The sequence below is a fragment of the Sodalis sp. RH19 genome (assembly GCF_047324215.1).
Taxonomy (GTDB): Bacteria; Pseudomonadota; Gammaproteobacteria; order Enterobacterales; family Enterobacteriaceae; genus Acerihabitans.
The window spans coordinates 1052601-1073076 of record NZ_CP178734.1; the positions used below are offsets into that span (position 1 = coordinate 1052601).

Below are 20476 nucleotides of genomic sequence, written 5' to 3' on the forward strand. Positions count from 1 at the left end.
AAAACTGCTGTTCCAGGATGTGCTGATTCTGCTGGTGGTAGCATCGGGCTGGGCGTTCAACGTGATCGCCATGAAATTCGGCCTGATGGAACTGCCGCCTCTGCTGATGTTGTTGGTTCGCTTTATGATTGTGGCGGCAGTACTGGTGCCGTTCAATCCAATACGGTGGCAACAGGTCCCGCTACTGTGTTTATTGGCATTTACCTTTGGTTTTGTTCACTTTTCACTGCTGCTGCTCGGTATGCGCTATACCGATGCCGGCAGCGCGGCCGTGCTGGTACAGATGGGGACCCCGATGGCGATGGCGCTGGCGGCGGTATGGCTGAAGGAAAGGCTCACATTGCGGCAGATAATCGGTGTTTGCGGCGCTGTGGCGGGCGTGGTGGTGCTCTCCGGCAGCCCCGCGCTGAATTCATGGCATGGGCCGGCTTTGCTGCTGTTAAGCGCCGGCGGATGGGCCGTGACCACTATTGTGATTAAGCGATCGCCGCCGATCCCGCCGCTGGCGATGACCGGCTGGCTGTCGCTGTTTGCCATTCCCCTGGTTTCACTTTGTTCCTTCCTAACGGAGCATCACCAATTGACGCTGTTCCTGGCGGCGGGCTGGCGGGGTTGGCTTGGGATAATCTACAGCGCGCTGGGTTCGTCGCTGATATCCTATTCGCTCTGGTACTGGTTATTGAAAAAGTATCCGGTAAACCAAATCCTTCCCTGGTCGCTACTCAGCCCGGCGCTGGCGGTGTTGTTGGGGGCGGCGATACTGGGCGAAAAACTGGATCAGGGCAAGCTGCTGGGCGCCGTACTGGTTGTCGGCAGCATTTTCATCGCGGTGATGAATCCGGGACGATACGGCCGAGGAATCCCCATATCCGCGGAACGTCGCCGGCGTTAAAAAAAGTCTCCGGCTGAATACCGCCGAACCGCGCGGCTTCCACCGCCGTACAGGGCTGCCCGACGGTGAAATGAAGCCGGCCGCTAAAGCAGACGGTAGCGATAAAAGGGGTGCGGCCACGGCCCGGTTTAGCGTCGGGTGACATTCATTTGCGGTGTCAGAATGCGTTACGAAACACCTGATTGGGTTGGTAAAATCATTGTGCTTTTCAAAAAATAATGATTATTATTCTCATATAAAGATCGGGACGCCATGACGTTCCGGCTCTTGCTGCTTCTTGATGCAATGTGAAACCCCTTTTAGCTGCCTGGCGCTGGCCCGGCGGCAACCTCAATTCATTGAAATGGAGATAGTATGGACGTGATAACGACCACCGGCGGACGGCCGGGGCCACGCGCGGCGTATGCGCTGCTGCTGGCTGGCGCGCTGTTGTTTACCCTGGCCCAGGAGGCATGGGCGGCACAGGAGCCGCTGCGCAAACCCGTCGGCAAAGGCGCTTACGAGATGGCGTACAGCACGCAAGGCGACGCGCTTTACCTGGCCACCTCGCAAAGCCGCAAGCTGGACAAAGGCGGGGTGGTATATCGCCTCGACCCCGCCACGCTTGATATCACCCAGATTATCCACAACGATATCAAACCCTTCGGCGCCGCCATCAATACCAAGACCGATACCCTATACTTCGGCAACACCGTCGACGGCGCCGTCACCGCCATCGACGCCAAAACCGGCGCGGTAACAGGCCGGCTGGTGCTGGATGGGCGCCAGCGTTCTGACACCGTCAAACCGCTGGCGCCGCGTGAGCTGGTGGTGGACCAGGAGACCAATACCCTTTATATCGCCGGACTGGGTGAGTCCAGCGTGATATGGGTGGTGGACGGCGCTACCCTGACCCTGCGCGCCACCCTGGACGATATCGGCAAAATGGGCACCGGGCTGGCGCTGGACGCGGCGGCAAAACGCCTGTACGTGACCAATGCCGACAACGAACTGCTGTCCATCGACACCGTCACCAACAACGTGGTGCTGCGCAAAAAGCTCGATGAAACCGCGACGGAACACTTTTTCCTCAACCTCAGCCTGGACCCGGCGACGCACCGCGCGTTTATCACCGATTCCAAACAGCCGCAGGTGCTGGTGGCGGATACCCGCAACGGTAATATCCTGGCGAAAATCGGCGTGCCGGCATCGCTGGCTGTGCTGTTTAACCCGACGCGCAACGAAGTCTATGTAACCCACCGCCAGGCGGGGCAGGTGAGCGTGATCGACGCCAAGACCTATAACGTGCTGCGCACCATCGCTACCCCGGTGCACCCGAATAGCCTGGCCCTGTCGCCCGACGGCCAAACGCTGTATGTCAGCGTAAAGCAGGCCTCCAGCCGCCAGCAGGAAGCCACCAGCCCGGATGACGTGATGCGTATCGCGCTGCAGTAATACCCGGCAGGGCGCGACGGCGTCCTGCCTGACCCTTTCCGATATGCCGCCCGCCCCGGAACTGGACGTGCCGGAGGCACGGCGCAAGCGGGGCATTTCCGCTGCGGGTTGCCCAACGGCGGTGGCAGGCTCTGGGCGCTTACCCGATTACTGCTGATATTCTCCGGCAACCGGCTTTGCATTCCCCATTCAAGACGTCGCAGAAAGCGCGGCCTGGCTCACGCACTGGTATGCTCAGAAAACCACCGTTCTTCACATTAAGGAGAAAATGTGAAGAATTCCCGCATTCATATACAATGATAACGATTCTTATTACTATTCGTATTCTCTTGGGAAAATATAAATTGCAATAGGATCATAATAAATGTGTGTAACTAAAAATTTCACTATGGGACCGCTCGCCATTTTATTCACCGCCATTTTCAGCAGCGGCGCCGGCGCCGAAACGACGGGGGAAACCGACAGCGAGGACGTGATGGTCGTCAAGGCCACGGCCGAAGAGGAGCTGAAACAGCAGCCCGGCGTATCCATTATTACCGCGGACGACATTAAAAAAGAAACGCCGGTAAATGACCTGTCGGATATCATCCGCAAAATGCCCGGCGTCAACTTGACCGGCAACAGCGCCTCGGGCAGCCGCGGCAACAACCGCCAAATCGATATCCGCGGCATGGGGCCGGAAAATACGCTGATCCTGATAGACGGCAAACCGGTCACGTCGCGTAATGCGGTGCGCTACAGCTGGCGCGGGGAGCGCGATACCCGCGGCGATACCAACTGGGTGCCGGTGGAGATGGTCGAGCGGATCGAAGTGTTGAGAGGGCCTGCGGCCGCGCGCTACGGTTCCGGCGCTGCGGGCGGCGTGGTGAATATTATCACCAAGCGGCCGACCAACGATTGGCACGGGTCGTTATCCCTGTATACCAACCAGCCGGAGGATGATAAGGAAGGCGCCACCAAACGGGCCAATTTCAGCCTGAGCGGTCCGCTGATCGACGATGTGCTGACCATGCGATTGTACGGCAATATCAATAAAACCGACGCCGACAGCCCCGATATCAATACCCAGCAAAATGGCTCCTATGCCGCCGGCCGCGAAGGGGTGCGCAACAAGGACATCAACACGCTGCTATCATGGAAAATCGATCCCCGGCAAAGCATGGACTTCGAATACGGCTACAGCCGCCAGGGCAATATCTACACCGGCGATACCCAGTACAGCAATGGTAACGTCAGCAGCCTGGTGCCGACGCTGTATGGCGAGGAAACCAACCGCATGTACCGCCAGAATTATGGCGTGACCCATAACGGCGTCTGGGACTGGGGCCAGTCCCGCACCGGCTTCTATTATGAAAAAACCAATAATACGCGCCTGATGGAGGGGTCGACGGGACGCGTAGAAGGCATGATCAATAGCGACACCTTCTCCACCAGCCGGCTGGAGAACTACAAAGCCAATACGGAGCTGAATATCCCGCTGAAGTTATGGGTGGATCAAACCGCTACCCTTGGCGCCGAATGGAACCGCGAAGAGCTGAACGACCCGGCATCGATGCATGCCACCAGCCAGACCAATGCGAACATCGGCGGTGTATCGGGCAATCCCGCGCTGCGCAGCAGTAAAAATAGCGCGGAATTAAGCGCGCTCTATTTTGAAGATAATATCGAAGCCCTACCAGGCACCGACCTTATCCCCGGACTGCGTTTCGATTATCACAGCAAGTTCGGCGCCAATTGGAGCCCCAGCCTGAATATGTCCCAGGAGCTCGGCGATTTTTTCAAGCTCAAGGCGGGCATCGCCCGGGTGTTTAAGGCGCCTAATCTGTATCAATCAAGCGAAGGGTATTTATTGCGCACCAATGGCAACGGCTGCCCGGCGGGGGTCGCCACCGGCGCCTGCTACCTGCTCGGCAACGATGACTTAAACCCGGAAATCAGTATCAACAAAGAGATCGGCCTGGAATTTACTGCCAACGGCTATGACGCCGGCATCACTTATTTCCGTAACGATTACCGTAATAAAATCGTGGCCGGCACCGATGTTATCGGCACCGCGTCGGACGGCGGCAATATCCTGCGCTGGGAAAATGGCGGCAAGGCGCTGGTGGAAGGGCTGGAGGCTAATCTGGCGATACCGGTGCTGCCCGATACGCTGAACTGGCGTACCAATGCCACTTATATGATCACCTCCGAGAATAAGGAAACCGGCAATCCGCTATCGGTGATTCCCAAATACACCATCAATACCCTGCTGGACTGGCAGGTTAACGATAAATTGTCCGCCAATGCGGCCTGGACCATGTACGGCCGGCAGAAACCGCGTGAATACGCGGACATACGCAACGAAGTCGGCTCGCTGTCCAGCAAAGAACTGGGGGCTTATTCCGTGCTGGGCGTCGGCCTGAATTACGATGTGACAAAAAATGTCCGGGTCAATGTCGGTATCAGCAATCTGCTGGATAAACGCATTTATCGTGAAAACGAAGGCGCATTAACATATAACGAACCAGGACGAGCCTATTATGCCGGCTTAACCACGTCGTTCTGACGGATATTGCGCCGCCGGACAGCAGAGAACCCTGGCGGCGGTGAAAAAACGGGGATGGCCGGCAGGTCACTGCCTGATCCCTTCAACTGAAATAAGCACGTCCACCTGCTGCGAGGCCGGACCCAGATCCGTGGTGATATTAAAATCTTTTAGCGCCAGGGTTCCTTCAGCTTCGAAACCCGCGCGATAGCCGCCCCAGGGATCGTTGCCCTGGCCGACCAATTTGGCTTCCAGGGTAATGGGTTTGGTCACGCCGTTTAACGTCAGGTTGCCGGTGATATCCCATTCATCGCCGTCTTTTTTCACCTGCGTGGAGGCGAAGGTGGCCTGGGGATATTGTGCTACGTTGAGGAACTCCGCGCTCCTGAGATGTTTATCGCGTTCCGCATGATTGGTATCGACGCTTGCGGTGTTAATCACCACGTTCACCTTGCTGGCGGCGGGATTATCAGCGTCGAATGTGAAGCCGCCGTCAAAATCCCTAAAACCGCCGTAGAGCCAGCTGTAGCCAAGATGTTTGATCTTGAATTGAATAAAAGCATGCTGGCCCTGTTTATCAATTTTATACTCCGCCGCAACGGCTATGCCCGAGGCGAAAAATAACGCGACCGTCGCCAGGCCCAGGCTAGTCTTTTTCAGCATGGTGTTTTTCCTTATATTGCGCAGGTTGATGAAGGTGATACCCAAGCATCCGCTTAAGCGTGATGTCGCCATCGATAAAATGATGTTTTAACGCGGCCAGGCCGTGCAATACCGACAGGATCACCACGCACCACGCCAGGTACAAATGGATGTCGCCCGCTAAATCGGCTTGCCCCGCCAGGCCGCTCAGGGTGGCCGGAACGGAAAACCAGCCGAATACATTTATCGGCTGCCCGTCCGCGGTGGAAATCAAATACCCGCTGGTAAGCAGGGCGAAGAGCAGGATATATAAAGTCCAATGCGCCAGCACCGCGCCGGCGCGGGTCAGCGGCGAGTAATGGCTGAGGGGTTTGGGCGGCGGGGAAATAAAACGCCAGATCAGGCGTAAGATCATCATGGCGAACAGGAGACAGCCGATGCTTTTGTGCAGTTCGGGCGCGCGATGATACCAGGTCGCATAATAGCCAAGCGTCACCATCCACAGGCCTAGCGCAAACATACCGTAAACGGCCAACGCCACCAGCCAGTGGATAGCAATGCTGATATGGCCGAAACTGTCGGCTGAGTTGCGCCAGCGCATAAGGCATCGTCCTCGTGGGTTGCGTTACCCTTGGTCAACAAATAAAACAGATTGAAATAAAAAAGCAATTTAAGTCGTGTCAAATACGTTAAAGTTTTGTAAATAGAAACAACGAGTCCTGCCTTGGAAATGTTGGCATCAGACGTGGGCAAGGTTATTTTTAAGCCCGCGGAGAACGGCGTTGGCATAGGCCCGGTAGCTGATGCTAGATCAGCCATCCAAGGAGTAATGTGGCGCCGATGACCGTCGATGCTCCGCCGATCCGGGTGGATATCTGGGCGAACGGCATCAATGACATGCGGTTTGACGCTGATAGAATGGCAACGTCGCCGGTCCCGCCCAGTCCGCTGTGGCAGCATGTGACGATGGCGGCCTCGATCGGGTACATATTGAGATAAGGCGCAATCAGAAAACTCACGACGCCCATGGAAATGACCACCGAGGCACAGACGATCACATAGCCGAGGGAGAACACCGCGACGACGCTTTCCAGCGGGACATACAGCATGCCCAGTCCAATCATAAGCGGCCATACCAGTGTGGTGGATACAAATTTATAAAAACTATGGGCTCCTTCCTCCATCTTTGCCGGGATCACCCGCGCGTATTTACACAGTACGGCAATCAGAATCATCAATACCGGTCCGGGAATATGAACCCATTTTTCGACTAATCCCCCAACGATGAAAAAGGTGCAAATCATCAATAAACCGCCGCCCATCAGCGCAAAATCCACCGGACGTTCTTCTTCTTTTCGGGCAAACAAGGCATTTTCCGCCGCCGACCTGATTAATGTGCCATCGCCACTCCAGTGAGTGCGGCGGGTGCCCAAACGGGCCAGCACGCCGGCGCAGACGATAGCGAAAATATTGCCCACGACGGCGGCGGGAGCCAACTGCGCCACGTAAACATCCGGCGAGGCGCCCAGGATGGCGGAATAAGCCAGGGAAAGGGGTAAAATACCTTCGCCAATCCCGCCGCCCAGGATGGGGACGATAATAAAGAAAAAAGTATGGTAAACGCTATACCCGAATAATTTACCCACCACCAATCCGCTTATCGCCGCCGTTGCGGTTCCCGCCAGCAAGGGTATAAACATACGGATCATGCCTTGCACCAGGACAATACGGTTCATGCCGAGGATACTGCCGACCACCAGGCTGGCGATAACAAAATACAGCAGGTTGGCCTCCTTCATTAACAGGTGTACCGTCTCCAGGGTATTAATTTTAAAAACGCCAAAAAAAACCATTACCGACGGTACCATTAGACAAAGAATGGCTGGGCCGCCAATATCGCGCAGCACGGGAATCCGTCGGCCAATATGCGACAGCAAAAATCCCAGGGTCATAATGACGGCCAAACCACCAATCATATTTTTAGGCAGGTAGCTGGAATAGGCGGAAATAAACACGATGCTGGCGATGGTAATGAAAAGAATCAACGGCACCGAACTGATATCAGCGCCGTTGCATTGCCTGAAGAATGTCGATGAGGGCGACGTTGCTGTTTTTTCATAATTCTCAATTGGTTTGTCGATTTTTTCCATTATAATCACCTTGCTGTTTTGGCGGTGCGCTGATAAGAGGTTAATGGGTTTTATTGATTAAATAGCTGACGTTAAATACATATTATAAAATTATGATGTTTTATTTTATACTCAGACGTATAATTTGTGTGCGCTACTCATCACACAATCTTTTTGGTAATTTAATTAATCTTTGTTTAATTAAAAAACTTTAAATAGTTAAAAATGCATATTAATAATTAAATTTAACTGAGAGTTGCAACCTGACATGCTATAACAGTCACCACTGATGGGTTTTTTAGCCGGGTGCGGACAACTGCTTTATGCCAAGCTGCTCGCCGGCTGTGAGTGGAAAAATATAAATACAAGCGTATTTATTGATGTTATCTGCGAGGGTTGTGAAATGGCATCGTGCAAAACGTTGTACACACATTATACCGGGTCATTGCTGCTGGATAATCCCTTGCTGAATAAGGGATCGGCTTTCACCGAACAAGAGCGTCGCGCCCTCAATCTCTGCGGACTGTTACCGAATCAGGTCGAAACCATCGGCGAGCAAACGGAGCGCGCTTATTCTCAATACTGCCAATTTAAACGGGATATTTCGAAACATATCTATTTGCGTAATATCCAGGATACCAACGAGACATTGTTTTATAATTTGTTGCGTTATCATCTTGACGAAATGCTGCCGATTATTTACACCCCAACGGTTGGCGAGGCCTGCGAGCGATTTTCGGCGATCTATCGCCGCGCCAGAGGGTTGTTTATTGCCTATCCGGACCGGGATCGTATTGACGACATGCTGCAGAATTTCTCTAAACATGATATCAGAATCATTGTGGTTACCGACGGGGAGCGCATTCTCGGGTTGGGCGATCAGGGCATTGGCGGCATGGGCATTCCTATCGGCAAGCTCTCTTTATATACCGCCTGCGGCGGCATTAATCCGGCACAAACGTTACCGATCATGCTGGACGTCGGAACCAACAATATGCAGTGCCTGGACGACCCGCTGTATATGGGCTGGCGGCACCCGCGCATAAACGATGACGAATATATGGCCTTCATCGACGCCTTTATCGTGGCGGTCAATACCCGCTGGCCCCGCGTCTTGTTGCAGTTCGAGGATTTCGCCCAAAAGAACGCCATGCCGCTGCTTGAACGTTATCGCCATACGCTGTGCTGTTTTAACGATGATATCCAGGGTACCGCCGCGGTAACGCTGGGAACCCTGATCGCCGCCAGCCATGCCGCGGGCGGCCGGTTACGCGATCACCGGGTCGTATTCCTCGGGGCGGGTTCCGCCGGCTGCGGCATTGCTGAAAATATCATCGCGCAAATGATGGCGGAAGGGGCCGGAGAAAAAGAAGCCCGTGCCCAGGTCTTTATGGTCGATAGATTTGGTCTGTTGACCGACGATATGCCCAACCTGCTTGATTTCCAGCGCCGGCTGGTGACCGCCCGCTCCTCGCTCGCCGGCTGGGGCCTGACTACACCCAGCGTCTCGCTGCTGGACGTGGTGCGTCACGCCAAGCCGAGCGTGCTTATCGGCGTCTCCGGCCAGACAGGGCTGTTTACTGAGGAAATCGTGCACGAAATGCTGCGCCACTGCCCGCGGCCGATTATTATGCCGCTGTCCAATCCGACATCGCGCGCGGAGGCCCGGCCGCAGGACGTGCTCGCCTGGACCGAAGGCGCGGCAATGATAGCGACGGGCAGCCCGTTTGCGCCGGTGATTTACCAGGATCGACGCTATGATATTCCCCAATGCAATAATGCGTATATTTTCCCTGGCCTGGGGCTGGGCATTCTTGCATCGGGCGCCAGCCGCGTCACCGATGGCATGCTGATGGCGGCCAGCCAGGCATTGGCGGCCACTTCGCCATTGGCGATGACCGGCGCGGGGCCGCTACTGCCGCCGGTGAATGATATTCAGCAAATATCGCGCGCGATCGCCGTTAAGGTGGCCAAAACCGCCCAGGAAGAAGGCGTGGCGTCGGTCATGTCGGAAAAGGACCTTGCCCGGTCATTGGAGCAGAATTATTGGCAGGGTGGTTATAGCCATTATAAACACTCATCTTTTTAAATCGTTTATGCGCCACCTGGGGGTTGGGGCTATCGGTCCGGCACCCGGTTTGTGTTTTTTTATGCCCATGAGTGTTATGAGGAATGCCGATGGATCCCTCCCACATCATTTTTGCCCTGCTGGGCTGGTTGGAAAATAACTTGGATCAGCCATTAATAATGGATCGGATTGCGAGTAAATCAGGTTATTCAAAATGGCATTTACAACGTATGTTTTCCAGAATAACCGGTACGACGCTGGGTTCATATACCCGGGCGCGCAGATTGTCCCGGGCAGCGGTGGCGTTATGCGTCACCGATTTACCCATTATTGATATTGCCATCAGATATCATTTTGACTCCCGGCAGAGCTTCACCCGGGCGTTTAAAAAACAGTTTGGCCAAACGCCCGCCTTTTACCGCGATACGACGGAGTGGCCGTCGTTTGGCATTTGTCCTCCGATACGACCAGGCGCCGCGACTATACCGCCGCTCACCTATGTCACCTTACGGGATGTGCAGTTATACGGCGTCACCAGCAGCTATACCGGGTCGCTTGGGCGGGATAGCACTTTTTTTCGCGCCGATTTGCATACGGATTTTTGGTTTCACTATTTGGCGCAAGCGCGGATCTTACCGTCCGTCTTGTTTGGTCTAAATCATGTACTGCCGAATAAAAGCCCTGAAATGGGGCAGGAAGTCATATTCCGTTACACCACTGCGCTTCAGCCAAAGTATGCCCCCATAGGTCAACCGGTAATACTGGCGGGCGGTGAATACGCGCTATTTACCTATAACGGAGATACGGGCGGCCTGCAGAATTTTATTTTGATGCTGTATGACACTTATTTGCCAAAGCTGAAATTAACGCGCCGTCAGGGGCCGGATATAGAGTGCTTTTATCCGCAAGGCAAAGAGGAGATAGCAACGCTGCATCAATCGAATTGCCAATACCTGATACCGGTATACCGCTGAAGACATCGTTGTCCTTGCCTGGCGGTATCCCAATGCGCTGTGCGGGTGATATTTGTATCCGGGGGCGTCCGGCCGGGTAACGAAGGCAGGGGTGCGAAGCACGATCCCGATCGTTACTGATAGGGCCTTTACCACGCTGTCGCGCCAGGCCGATACGGCGAAGGCGTCCAACTATCTGATGAATCACTGGCAGGTGTTGTGTTACTACGCCGGCGATGGCTGGGCGGAGATCGATAACAATATCGCCGCAAACGCGCTGCGGGTAGTGAGCCCGGGCCGCAAAAATTGCCTGTTCTTCGGTTCGGACCGCGGCGGTGAACGGGCGTTGCACAAGCTAAACGGGGTGGAACCGGAAGCGTATCTGCGTCATGTGCTGGCAGTTATCGCGGAACATCCCATCAACAAGATCAAAGATCTCCTGCCGTGGCACCTCGACATCCCTGCTGAGTAAGGGGCAATACGGCGCTAGACGGTCGCCTACTATGATGCCGCGGCAATTTTTTATAGTGGCAAAAAAAAAATGGCACGACAGAGAATTTTTTTTCAAGCTGTCATCAGTGCCCTCCATACAAAAGAAAGTGGCACAACAAACAATAGCGCTGGTAAAAAATTCACCACGGAAAAAATTTTAATCTGTGCGATGCGAAGTCCCACGGCAATCATAATTATACCACCGCAGGCCGAGAAATCGGCGAAAGCCGCCTTATCCATATATGGCATAATCCACACCGCTAGTCCAAATAAAGCGCTCTGGATTAACAACTGGGGTATGGCCACCATCACTAAGGTAATCCCAAGTGACATCGAAAAAATCATCGCGGTAAAAAAGTCCATAATCGATTTAACCAGCAGCAGCTGATAATTACCTTCGAATCCTTCGGTCAATGCGCCGACTATGCCTAGTCCACTGGCACAAAACAGGACAATCATAGCGGTAAAACTTTGGGCGAATTCTTTTGCTGGCATAGTGCTACGGGTTTTGATGACTCGGGATAGCCAGTACTGAAGCTTTCCTGCCCCCCATTTAACGCCATGCTCCAGGGAAAACAATTCACCTAATGTGGTTCCAAGGATCAATGCGAAAATTACCGCCGGCATATTCTGTACTTTTATCACCATCACAATACCGATCGATATCGATGCCAGCGCAAAAGTTGCGGGTAATCCTTCACGTAGCCGCTCTGGTACATGTTTGGCGAATGAAATGCCTAGCAGTCCCCCAGAGATAATTGCCGCACTATTAAGCCATGGTCCTAACATGATATCCTCATGATTATCCTATATAGATTTGTTATCTTGTTTTTCGTCGTTTTCAGGCATAGGAATTAAGGTAAACCAGACTACCCCTTCCCATCGTGCACTGGCTGAGCGTCAGCGGTGTACATACAGCTGAAGTCACGCACATAAAAAGCTGGAAAAATCGCCAGGAAGAAGAACTGGCCGCGTGAATCGCCAATTTTATCTGCGCCGGGGGTCAATTCCCAGCGCCTAGGATAATATTAATGTGCCAATCCAATTTGCTGCATAAACGAGGCGTTGTCCCAGAACAAATACTCTTCATCCATCACGCCGCTTTTAGTCCAATGGCCAAGGGTGGCCATCGTCAGCTTAAATGGCTTGCCTGTGGGTGCCGCCATTTTGCCGTTTCCCAAAGGCATCGGTTTGGTGAAGGTTCCCTCCATCATGCCGATGACCCCGGTCCATTCGCCCGAACCAAAGCGCACCGGATGCACATTGATATGCGTATCCGGCGCAAAAACGAATGTTTGCTTTAATTCAACAATATGGGCCGCCAATCCTTTGGTCGTATGGCCGTCAGGATAATGCACCAGGATATCCTGGGCATGGCTTTCATGCAGGCGATCCCATTTCTGATGGGTATATACGTCGAAATCGAGAGTATCAAACGTTTTAAGATTGTTATTAACGTTTTTTTCAGCGCTCTGATATTTCGACAGTTCCTGCATCAACGGTGGTATGGCGTCATTCGCGCTTTTGGCTTTATCAGCGGCAAATGCGGAGGAAACAGCCAGCCCAAGCGCCAGTGCGGCAGTCACGACATGAGATGATAATTGCATGATAATACTCTTCTTATTAGATAGCGTGTCTGGACGCCGGTTATTTGTTGATAAGCCAGGTCGGCGCAATGGTGGTGCCAAGTCCGGCGCCATAGCCAAAGTAGATATTCAACCCGCCCAGCGGCTCAAGATAACGGGCATTTTTTAATCCGCCGGCATCAATCGCGCTAAAGCCCAGCGAGTGAACCACCGTGGATACCGTTTCTTTTGCCGATGCATCGTCAGCGGCGATAAACACCGGCACCGTGCTGCCCGCCAACTCGGGACCGGCGGCCAGTACCTGGGCAAATATCGTGTTGAAGGCTTTCACCAGACGGACGCCGGGGAAGGCGTTGGCGATTTCCTCGGCCGCGGACGTGACGTGTCCAAGGGTGAGCGACATATAATCGGCGCTCAACGGGTTGGTGATATCAATAATCACCTTGCCGTCCAGATTGCCAAGGGCGCGCAGCGCGTTCACCGCGTCACCGTAGGCGGTGGCGAGAATAATCACGTCCGCCCCGGCGGCCTTGGCGGGTTCCGTGGTTTTGGCTCCGAATTGCTTAGCCAGCGCTTCGGACTTGCCGGCGTCGCGCCCGACGATGTACACCAGATGTCCGGCTTTGGTCAGTTGTTTGACGAAACCTGCGGCCATATTGCCTGCGCCGATAACGGTTATTTTCATAGCAATTTCCTTTTGGTATAGGGGGTGATGGCGATGACTGAACAAGCGAATTGATACAATAAGCGTTTTTAATGGTGGGAAAAATGGCGCTATGAGAATATGACTATTACGTAAAACGTAATAATAAGAGAAATGAAGTGGATATCGTCAAAGCTATGCAGGTCTTTGCCACAGTGGTAGAGGAAGGCGGTTTTTCCAGGGCGGCGGATAAACTGGCGACATCGGGAGCGGCGGTGTCACGCCAGATTGCGGCATTGGAGAATCATCTCGGCGCGCTCTTGCTGCAGCGCACCACGCGGCGGCTATCGCTAACCGAACCAGGCGAGGCGCTCTATGAGCGTGCCCAACAGATACTTGCCAGTATCGCCGAAACCGAGGCTGTGGTGGGGCAATACGCGCTGCGGCTGTCCGGATCGTTTCGCATCAGTGCGCCGCTGTCGTTCGGTATCCATCAATTAGCGCCGGTATTGCCTGAGTTTCATCGGCGGCATCCGGACTTGCAGTTTGATATCGATCTCTCTGATCGGGTGGTTGATTTAGTACATGAAGGGTTTGATCTCGCCATCCGCATTACCCGAGCCCCGAGCCCCAATTTGATTGCCCGCAAGATAGCGCGCATCAATATGATCGTTTGCGCCGCGCCAGGTTACCTGGCCGAGCGCGGCGTACCCATGACTCCCGCCGATCTCGCCGGCCACGATACGCTGGGCTATTCTTATCTCAGCTCAAGTGATAACTGGGAGTTTTATGATGCGGCGGGAACAGCAATCCAGGTACGTATCCAGCCTACGGTGCATGCCACCAATGGCGATCTGCTGCGTCACCTGGCGTTGGCCGACGGGGGCATTATGGCGCAGCCGGATTTTATCGTAAGTGAGGATATCGCCAGCGGGAAGTTACAGCGGATCCTGACTGAATGGAGTTTTGGGGAATTCAATCTGTATGTGGTTTATGTCAGCCGCCGGTTCCTACCGGCAAAAATGCGGGTTTTCATTGATTATCTGGTGGAAGTCTGGGGCGAATTCCCGCATCGGTAAGCCTTCTCTATTCCTGATTCCCAGGATCGACTGGCACTCTGTTTGCACCGCGCTCAGCGCCAACTCCAGGGCGGGAGAATGGGATAGAATGGCTTTGCCATTGGCCATAGCATAGAGAGGCTTAGGCCTATCGATCGTGGGCACGACCCTGACCAGTTGATCAGAGGCAATCCTGTCAAGGAAATAGACTTCCCTGCCGCGCAGCGTTGATATATCAATCGTTTCATAAGTCGCGGCAAACAGGGTTTCGAAAGGATGACGAATCTTGGCTGCAATATGGCAGTAGCTCATCTTAGCCAGTTCGTTCAAACCCCAGCCCAGCCTGACACCGGTTCCCCGGCATCGACCAGATTCCGCTCTCATGGGTATTTTCCGCGTGAGTTAGGGTATTCCCTATCGTTTAACCTGGCTGGCGGGGCGGGGAAGTCATGGCCGTTGTCCAGCATCTCGGGCAGGCCCAGAATAAAACGCTGCTCGCGTGCGCACAGCGTTTGCGGGAGTTAACAGGCATGCTTGCCGTCCTGCTCACCCGTTGCCATCGGGGAATATGCATCCGCCATTGCGAACCTGTGCCTTCACCTCTTCGCTTACTTGCACGGGATGCTGACTGATTCTCGCAATGAACTCCTTTTGTCCCCGCACGTATGACTTCGCATCGTGCTGCGCGCTCCACAGGACAATGCTCAGCATGATGGGAATGAGGTCCAGGCCTTTCTCGGTCAGCGTATAGAAGTCCTTGCGCCCGTCATTGGGGCTGGGCGCCCGCGAGAGAATGCCTTGCGCCTCAAGAAAGGCAAGGCGGGAAGCAAGGACATTGGTCGCGATCCCCTCTTCCGATTTCAGGAACTCGCCGTAGGTCTTCTTACCGGCAAAAACGATGTCGCGAATGATCAAGAGCGACCACCGGTCGCCGAAGATCTCCACGCCGTAGTTTACCGCGCAGTGGGACCTGATTTCTTTATCTGTTGTTTTCATGGTGAAATATTAACATTGCTTGCATATCGCAAGCAAATGTTATGATTACTTTCTTTTTACAAGTAACAATACTTGCTTATTACAAGTGATATGGCTACCATGGTTTGTATGTTGAACGCGGTCACCGGATCGCCGCCGGCAAGCCATGAATGATTAGCCTTCTATCACTAAGGAAACTGCACATGAGCACTATCAGCATCATCGGCTCAGGCGGCATGGCCGCAGCGATCGGCGGCCTGGCCGCCAAGGCCGGACACACCGTCGAGGTGATGAGCCGCGACGCCGCCAAGGCGCGGGCGCTGGCCGGGCAGATTGGCGCCGGCGCGATCATAGGCACGTTCGGCGCCGCCCCGGCCGGGGATATTGTCATCCTGGCGGTTCCGTACTCCGCCGTTCTGGACGTCGTGAAGCAATACGGTGACAAGCTGGCAGGCAAGCTCCTGGTCGACATCACCAACCCCGTCGCCGCCGACCTCACGAGCTTTGTGACACCTGGCGACAGCTTCGGCGCGCGGGAGATCATGAAGGCCGCGCCTTCGGACGCCGTTGTCGTCAAGGCATTCAACACCCTGTTTTCCCAGGTCCTGGCCGCCGGCTCCTTCCAGGGGCGCTCGCTAGACGTCTTCATCGCGGGCGATGACGCGCGGGCGAAGGGGCATATCGCGGTATTCATTGAAAGCCTCGGGCTGCGCCCGATGGATATCGGACTGCTGCCCATGGCGCGGACGCTGGAACACGTCTGCCTGCTGTCGCTGGGCCTGCTCGCCCACGCCATCAAGCACACCCACTTTTCAATCGGGGTCAGCCTTCCCGGCTGAGCTCACCCGTAGCGCTATTTTTTCATCTCACTGACAGGGAACAGCACCATGCGCGTTTTAGTTACTGGAGGAACCGGCCATATCGGTTCGTACATCATCCCTGAACTGATCGCGGCCGGACACGACGTTACCGGCCTGGCCCGCTCGGATAAAGCCGCAGAGGCGGTGGCCGCACTTGGCGCCAAGGTGCGGCGCGGAGATATTTCCGACCTTGAGGGACTCAAGGCGGCGGCGGCGGACGCCGACGGCGTCATTCACGTCGCCCACAGGCAAGACCTGCTTCCCTCCGGCGGGATCGACGCCGTGGCCGCCGCGGAACGCCAGATCATGCTCGCGTACGGGGAGGCGCTGGCGGGAAGCGGCAAGCCGCTGGTCGTGTCGGGGAGCATCGGCGCGCCCGGCTGGGAAAAACTGGGCCGGCCAGCCACCGAGGAGGACCCGTCACTTCCCGGCGGCGATGCGTACAAGGGGACCCTGCGGGTGCGTAACGTCGTCGATCTCGCCGTCATCGGCCTCGCCGAGCGGGGCGTGCGGTCGTCGATCGTGCGGATCCCGACCATCGCGCACAGCACGACCGACGTCGCCTTCCTGCCATTGTTGATCGGGCTGGCGAAGGAGAAGGGCGTCATCGGTTATCCGGGAGAAGGCGCGAACCTGTGGCCGGCCGTACACGCCCGTGACCTCGCCATCTTGTTCCGCCTGGCGCTGGAGAAGGGTGAGGCGGGCAAATATTGGCATGGGGTCGAGAGTGAGGGCATCCCGTTCCGCGCCATCGCCGAGGCCATTGGCAGCCGCCTGAACGTGCCGGCCGTGAGCATTCCCGCGGACGTGCTGATGTTGCCGGGCTACTTTGGCTTCCTGGCAAATCTGGTCACGCTCGATCTCCCGGCATCAAGCCTTATCACCCGGCAGGCTCTGGGCTGGGAACCTACTCAGCCCGACCTGTTCGCCGATATGGATAACGGCCACTATTTCCCGACCGCCTGACGCGCGCTGTATTACCGGGGCGATGTCCCGGTAATACATGACGAGCAACCTGTTAACTGACGAGGAAACAATATGAGCACTCCCATCAGCACTATCAGCATCATCGGCGCCGGCGGCATGGCCACGGCAATCGCGGGCCGTACCATCAAGGCTGGGCACACCGTCGAGGTGATCGGCCGCGACCCGTCCAAGGCGCAGGCGTTTGCCGATAAGCTTGGCGCTGGCGCGACCACCGGGACGTACGGCGCCGCACCCAAGGGCGACATCGTCATCCTCGCCGTGCCATACGGCAGTGCGGCGTCGGTGGTGGCCGATTTCGGGGCGGCGCTGGGCGGCAAGGTGATCATCGACATCACCAACCCTATCGCACCCGACCTCTCGGGCCTCGTGTCCCCCAACGGCAGTTCCGGCGCGCAGGAGACGGCCAAAGGCCTCCCCGCCGGTGCGCATGTCGTGAAAGCGTTCAACACTCTCTTCGGCCCTGTGCTTGCCAAGGGGGGGCGGCTCGACGCGTTCATCGCAGGCGACGATGGGCAAGCCAAGGCCCGCGTTGCGACTTTCCTCGGGAGTCTCGGCCTGCGGCCTTTGGACATTGGTGCCCTGCATATGGCCCAGACGCTCGAATCGCTTGGCCTCTTGATGATCGGCCTGGCAAAAAACGGCGCCGGCACGTTCGATATTGCCATGCACGTCGATATCGGATTGGCGCGATGAGCACGCAAGGGAACGTGCAGATCGTGAAGGCACTCTTTGCAGCACTGGGCCGCGGCGATCTGCAAGGTGTGCTGGCGTTGACGGACGACGATGTCGAGTGGGTCATTCCGGGCGAGTGGCCGCTGGCCGGCACGTACTGCGGGCATACGGGGTTGGCTGATTTTTTTCACAAGGCCGCTGACAGGGTGGAAACGTCCATTTCTGCGCCCCTCGAATTTATCGCGCAGGCCGACCGCGTCCTGATCGTGGGTTTGAGCACGGGAAAAATAAAGGCCACGAACAAGGCGTTCGTGGACCATTTTGTCTTCGCCATGACGGTGCAAGATGGCAAGGTGACGCACATCCGGGAGTATATCGACACGCTGGCACTGGCACGGGCGGCCGGGATGGCGGCTGCAAACCTTGGCTGACCCGGGCATAACGGCCAGCGCGGTCGCCGTCGACGGCGGCCTGGCTTAGATCTAACAAACAAGGAGCACTGATGACGTATGCAATTATCGGCTTCGGCAAACTTGGCCAGGCGCTGGCCAAAGCCTTCGCCCGCAGCGGCATCGACGTATTGGTTGCTACCACGCGCGATCCGGAACGTTTTGCTGCCGATGCTGCCGCAATCGGACCCACGGTCATTCCCACCACACTGGCGCAAGCCATCAAGGCAGACATCATCTTTTTGGCCGTCCGTTACGAATCGCACCCGGATGTCGCGAAAACATTGTCGACCTGGCAGGGAAAGACCATCGTCGATGTGACCAACGCCTACGGCGTGCTCGCCGAGGAACTGAAAGGACAGGCTTCGGCCGCGGTCGTCGCGCAGGCTTTCATGGGTGGAAAAGTCGTCAAGGGTTTCAACCATCTGGGCGCTTCCGTTCTTGGGCAGGATCCGGCCGTCCATGGTGGCAAGAGGGCCGTGTTCCTCGCGAGCGACGACGACAGCGCAGCAGCAGAGATAGCGGCACTGGCGGAGAAGCTCGGTTTTGCTCCGATCTCACTTGGCGCCCTGGCGAAAGGTGGCCTGCTGGTGCAGGCGCGGGAAAAAGGCTGGGGTCAACTGATCTTAAAGGACCTGGTCAAGTTCGACTGATGAAACGGGAAGCACATGTCGATGCGATCCTGCCACTTTTCGCTAATCTTGAAGCGCTTAAACGACTATCCGGAATGAGCAGCAATATGCTTTTTCTAGCCAGATATTGCGATGACGGAAAGTGAAGCCTCTCTTTCCCGGTGCTGGATAAACAGCAGATTAACGCTGATGCCGGGTGACAAAATTGTCATCATCCCGTCACGCGTTAAACAGAACCAGATCTTTATACTCAATCGTAAATCAGGATAACAGTGGAATGAGACGTTTCGCTTAAGACCTGGACTGAAATAAAAACTGGGGTTGCGAGTCATAAATAAACCGCGGGTAGACATCCCGGATTCCGATCATGAAACGCTAACCATCTACTGTTTGTTACTGGAGAGTATGAACTATGAAAAAAAATCTTATTACCCTCGCTGTTGCCATGATCTTCGCTTCTTCCGCATGGGCAGCTGAAACCGTGGATGTGCATGACCAGATAAATAATGCCCAGGCACCGGCACATCAGATGATGTCATCAAAGCAGGATGCCGCAATCCAGGGAACTGATCCGAAAACGATGGATATGGATGAACATGGTAAAGCCGCGCTGTCACATGAAAATCTAAAAAATAGTAATTCCCCTGTCCATCAGAGTATGGCGGAAATGCACAAAAAGCAGATAAAAAACAAGGCGCCGGGTGACACTGCCACGTCAAAAACCTTTACTGACATGAGCGAGCATGAAAAGGCCGCCGTCGCTCATGAAAAATCCAATAATGGTCAATCATCGATTATTCATGAGCAGCAGGCCGAGCAGCATCGCGGCCAGGATAAAACCAACTGATCGCAAACTGCAAATCTGAGCACCCTCATTTAAATGTTTTTTCATGATGGCAAGAGCCTCTGATTCAGAGGCTCTTTTAACATGGTCCCCTGCTGAAGAGGGTTTTTAAAAACGTGTTACCCCATGAGTAATCTCTCACTTTCTTTTTTCTTGGCGCAGCTAGGGGTGGGGGAGTGATGCTGTTAGCATAAAGAAAGAGTGCGCTTGCATGCAAAGTAAGCCGGCGCGCGCCCGGGTCATTAAAAATTGCCAGGTTCGATAGTCATCACTCAACCACCGATCCCCGTCACGCAGCAGACTAAGCTGCCGGCGTTCACGCTGACTACCGGGCCATCGCCATTAAGCTCTCTTTCATTTTCGCTGAGTCGCCGTGTTATGCCATTCGCTGGCACGTTGCGGGATCTGCCACGCGGGAAACGCTATCCGTTGTGTATTCATGAATTCAGTTCAATAGGGCATGCGGGATTATGGCCTTAACGAGGGGGCCAAGTGCTTGTAGGCTTTTCAGTGACGGAGCCACCGCGTCCAGCGCTGTCGTGCTACTTGCGCAGCATTGCATTCAAAGCTTCGTCTCTTACGCCAGGCCGCCGGCTTTTTTAAAGCTGAGGGGCACATGAGGCGCGTTTTTAC

Annotated in this window: 20 protein-coding genes and 1 pseudogene; 13 read left to right on the forward strand and 8 right to left on the reverse strand. The window is 55.1% G+C overall.

The genetic code is table 11. The annotated features are described in order from the left end of the window. The first annotated feature begins 4 nt into the window (after positions 1–4). The 3 genes from ACL2XF_RS04735 (at position 5) to ACL2XF_RS04745 (ending at position 4874) form a co-directional block, all read left to right on the forward strand. Positions 5–892, forward strand: coding sequence for a DMT family transporter (locus tag ACL2XF_RS04735; protein WP_410016791.1), 888 nt, complete (start codon positions 5–7; stop codon positions 890–892). Positions 893–1246: 354 nt separating this feature from the next. Then, positions 1247–2326 (forward strand): YncE family protein, encoded by a 1080-nt coding sequence (locus ACL2XF_RS04740; RefSeq protein WP_413728126.1) that lies wholly within the window; start codon positions 1247–1249, stop codon positions 2324–2326. Between the two features lie 364 nt (positions 2327–2690). Next, positions 2691–4874, forward strand: a complete 2184-nt coding sequence (locus ACL2XF_RS04745; RefSeq protein ID WP_413728127.1) for a TonB-dependent siderophore receptor — start codon at positions 2691–2693, stop codon at positions 4872–4874. A 66-nt stretch (positions 4875–4940) separates the two neighbouring features. On the opposite strand, the gene ACL2XF_RS04750 is transcribed toward ACL2XF_RS04745, so the two are convergent. The 3 genes from ACL2XF_RS04750 to ACL2XF_RS04760 form a co-directional block, all read right to left on the reverse strand. Next, positions 4941–5513, reverse strand: coding sequence for a YceI family protein (locus ACL2XF_RS04750; protein WP_413723459.1), 573 nt, complete (start codon positions 5511–5513; stop codon positions 4941–4943). Continuing rightward, complete coding sequence (locus ACL2XF_RS04755; protein ID WP_413723120.1) at positions 5500–6096, reverse strand: cytochrome b; 597 nt, start codon at positions 6094–6096, stop codon at positions 5500–5502. Before ACL2XF_RS04755 ends, ACL2XF_RS04750 begins: the two co-directional genes overlap by 14 nt. A 205-nt stretch (positions 6097–6301) precedes the next feature. Then, on the reverse strand, positions 6302–7645 hold the full coding sequence (locus ACL2XF_RS04760; protein ID WP_410014595.1) for a 2-hydroxycarboxylate transporter family protein: 1344 nt from the start codon (positions 7643–7645) through the stop codon (positions 6302–6304). A 382-nt stretch (positions 7646–8027) separates the two neighbouring features. Here ACL2XF_RS04760 and ACL2XF_RS04765 point away from each other — a divergent pair, with 382 nt between their 5' ends. The 3 genes and pseudogenes from ACL2XF_RS04765 to ACL2XF_RS04775 form a co-directional block, all read left to right on the forward strand. Continuing rightward, on the forward strand, positions 8028–9713 hold the full coding sequence (locus ACL2XF_RS04765; protein ID WP_413723119.1) for an NAD-dependent malic enzyme: 1686 nt from the start codon (positions 8028–8030) through the stop codon (positions 9711–9713). A gap of 89 nt (positions 9714–9802) precedes the next feature. Continuing rightward, complete coding sequence (locus ACL2XF_RS04770) at positions 9803–10666, forward strand: helix-turn-helix domain-containing protein (RefSeq protein WP_413728128.1); 864 nt, start codon at positions 9803–9805, stop codon at positions 10664–10666. 133 nt (positions 10667–10799) lie between these two features. After that, a pseudogene (locus tag ACL2XF_RS04775) lies at positions 10800–11117 on the forward strand (IS66 family transposase); the annotation flags it as partial. A 92-nt stretch (positions 11118–11209) separates the two neighbouring features. Here ACL2XF_RS04775 and ACL2XF_RS04780 read toward each other — a convergent pair. The 3 genes from ACL2XF_RS04780 to ACL2XF_RS04790 form a co-directional block, all read right to left on the reverse strand. After that, a complete protein-coding gene (locus tag ACL2XF_RS04780) occupies positions 11210–11926 on the reverse strand; it encodes a DUF554 domain-containing protein (RefSeq protein ID WP_410014598.1) in 717 nt (238 codons plus the stop codon). A 239-nt stretch (positions 11927–12165) separates the two neighbouring features. Next, entirely contained in the window at positions 12166–12744 is a 579-nt protein-coding gene (locus ACL2XF_RS04785) for an ester cyclase (RefSeq protein ID WP_410014599.1), read from the reverse strand. A gap of 40 nt (positions 12745–12784) precedes the next feature. Then, the gene (locus ACL2XF_RS04790; RefSeq protein ID WP_413723117.1) at positions 12785–13408 is read right to left on the reverse strand and encodes an NADPH-dependent F420 reductase; all 624 of its coding nucleotides are present in this window, start codon (positions 13406–13408) and stop codon (positions 12785–12787) included. Positions 13409–13545: 137 nt separating this feature from the next. Between ACL2XF_RS04790 and ACL2XF_RS04795 the strand changes: the two genes are divergently transcribed. Then, complete coding sequence (locus tag ACL2XF_RS04795) at positions 13546–14445, forward strand: LysR family transcriptional regulator (protein ID WP_413723116.1); 900 nt, start codon at positions 13546–13548, stop codon at positions 14443–14445. On the opposite strand, the gene ACL2XF_RS04800 is transcribed toward ACL2XF_RS04795, so the two are convergent. Together ACL2XF_RS04800 and ACL2XF_RS04805 are read right to left on the reverse strand one after the other, a co-directional pair. After that, positions 14377–14808: a hypothetical protein gene (locus tag ACL2XF_RS04800; protein WP_413728129.1), complete on the reverse strand. Its 432-nt coding sequence runs from the start codon at positions 14806–14808 to the stop codon at positions 14377–14379. The genes ACL2XF_RS04795 and ACL2XF_RS04800 overlap by 69 nt on opposite strands. Before the next feature lie 162 nt (positions 14809–14970). Next, positions 14971–15420, reverse strand: a complete 450-nt coding sequence (locus tag ACL2XF_RS04805; RefSeq protein WP_413728130.1) for a winged helix-turn-helix transcriptional regulator — start codon at positions 15418–15420, stop codon at positions 14971–14973. 182 nt (positions 15421–15602) lie between these two features. On the opposite strand from ACL2XF_RS04805, the gene ACL2XF_RS04810 reads away from it, so the two are divergent. The 6 genes from ACL2XF_RS04810 to ACL2XF_RS04835 all read left to right on the forward strand — a co-directional run bounded on the left by ACL2XF_RS04810 (position 15603) and on the right by ACL2XF_RS04835 (position 19846). After that, positions 15603–16238 (forward strand): NADPH-dependent F420 reductase, encoded by a 636-nt coding sequence (locus ACL2XF_RS04810; protein WP_413728131.1) that lies wholly within the window; start codon positions 15603–15605, stop codon positions 16236–16238. A gap of 48 nt (positions 16239–16286) precedes the next feature. Next, entirely contained in the window at positions 16287–17225 is a 939-nt protein-coding gene (locus ACL2XF_RS04815) for an SDR family oxidoreductase (protein ID WP_410014605.1), read from the forward strand. Between the two features lie 72 nt (positions 17226–17297). Next, entirely contained in the window at positions 17298–17939 is a 642-nt protein-coding gene (locus ACL2XF_RS04820; RefSeq protein ID WP_410014606.1) for an NADPH-dependent F420 reductase, read from the forward strand. Next, a complete protein-coding gene (locus tag ACL2XF_RS04825) occupies positions 17936–18349 on the forward strand; it encodes a nuclear transport factor 2 family protein (protein WP_413728132.1) in 414 nt (137 codons plus the stop codon). Before ACL2XF_RS04820 ends, ACL2XF_RS04825 begins: the two co-directional genes overlap by 4 nt. A 71-nt stretch (positions 18350–18420) precedes the next feature. Further along, positions 18421–19020: an NADPH-dependent F420 reductase gene (locus ACL2XF_RS04830; protein WP_413728133.1), complete on the forward strand. Its 600-nt coding sequence runs from the start codon at positions 18421–18423 to the stop codon at positions 19018–19020. A 391-nt stretch (positions 19021–19411) separates the two neighbouring features. Further along, positions 19412–19846, forward strand: coding sequence for a copper-binding protein (locus tag ACL2XF_RS04835; protein ID WP_413728134.1), 435 nt, complete (start codon positions 19412–19414; stop codon positions 19844–19846). Positions 19847–20476 lie beyond the last annotated feature (630 nt).

What these genes read in the sequence shown, in the direction of transcription:
- ACL2XF_RS04770 (WP_413728128.1), top strand. Translation starts at nt 9,803, where the DNA reads ATGGATCCCTCCCACATCATTTTTGCCCTGCTGGGCTGGTTGGAAAAT.
- ACL2XF_RS04825 (WP_413728132.1), top strand. Translation starts at nt 17,936, where the DNA reads ATGAGCACGCAAGGGAACGTGCAGATCGTGAAGGCACTCTTTGCAGCA.
- ACL2XF_RS04790 (WP_413723117.1), bottom strand. Translation starts at nt 13,408, where the DNA reads ATGAAAATAACCGTTATCGGCGCAGGCAATATGGCCGCAGGTTTCGTC.
- ACL2XF_RS04805 (WP_413728130.1), bottom strand. Translation starts at nt 15,420, where the DNA reads ATGAAAACAACAGATAAAGAAATCAGGTCCCACTGCGCGGTAAACTAC.
- ACL2XF_RS04815 (WP_410014605.1), top strand. Translation starts at nt 16,287, where the DNA reads ATGCGCGTTTTAGTTACTGGAGGAACCGGCCATATCGGTTCGTACATC.
- ACL2XF_RS04835 (WP_413728134.1), top strand. Translation starts at nt 19,412, where the DNA reads ATGAAAAAAAATCTTATTACCCTCGCTGTTGCCATGATCTTCGCTTCT.
- ACL2XF_RS04740 (WP_413728126.1), top strand. Translation starts at nt 1,247, where the DNA reads ATGGACGTGATAACGACCACCGGCGGACGGCCGGGGCCACGCGCGGCG.
- ACL2XF_RS04800 (WP_413728129.1), bottom strand. Translation starts at nt 14,808, where the DNA reads ATGAGAGCGGAATCTGGTCGATGCCGGGGAACCGGTGTCAGGCTGGGC.
- ACL2XF_RS04810 (WP_413728131.1), top strand. Translation starts at nt 15,603, where the DNA reads ATGAGCACTATCAGCATCATCGGCTCAGGCGGCATGGCCGCAGCGATC.
- ACL2XF_RS04785 (WP_410014599.1), bottom strand. Translation starts at nt 12,744, where the DNA reads ATGCAATTATCATCTCATGTCGTGACTGCCGCACTGGCGCTTGGGCTG.
- ACL2XF_RS04780 (WP_410014598.1), bottom strand. Translation starts at nt 11,926, where the DNA reads ATGTTAGGACCATGGCTTAATAGTGCGGCAATTATCTCTGGGGGACTG.
- ACL2XF_RS04745 (WP_413728127.1), top strand. Translation starts at nt 2,691, where the DNA reads ATGTGTGTAACTAAAAATTTCACTATGGGACCGCTCGCCATTTTATTC.
- ACL2XF_RS04820 (WP_410014606.1), top strand. Translation starts at nt 17,298, where the DNA reads ATGAGCACTCCCATCAGCACTATCAGCATCATCGGCGCCGGCGGCATG.
- ACL2XF_RS04760 (WP_410014595.1), bottom strand. Translation starts at nt 7,645, where the DNA reads ATGGAAAAAATCGACAAACCAATTGAGAATTATGAAAAAACAGCAACG.
- ACL2XF_RS04755 (WP_413723120.1), bottom strand. Translation starts at nt 6,096, where the DNA reads ATGCGCTGGCGCAACTCAGCCGACAGTTTCGGCCATATCAGCATTGCT.
- ACL2XF_RS04830 (WP_413728133.1), top strand. Translation starts at nt 18,421, where the DNA reads ATGACGTATGCAATTATCGGCTTCGGCAAACTTGGCCAGGCGCTGGCC.
- ACL2XF_RS04765 (WP_413723119.1), top strand. Translation starts at nt 8,028, where the DNA reads ATGGCATCGTGCAAAACGTTGTACACACATTATACCGGGTCATTGCTG.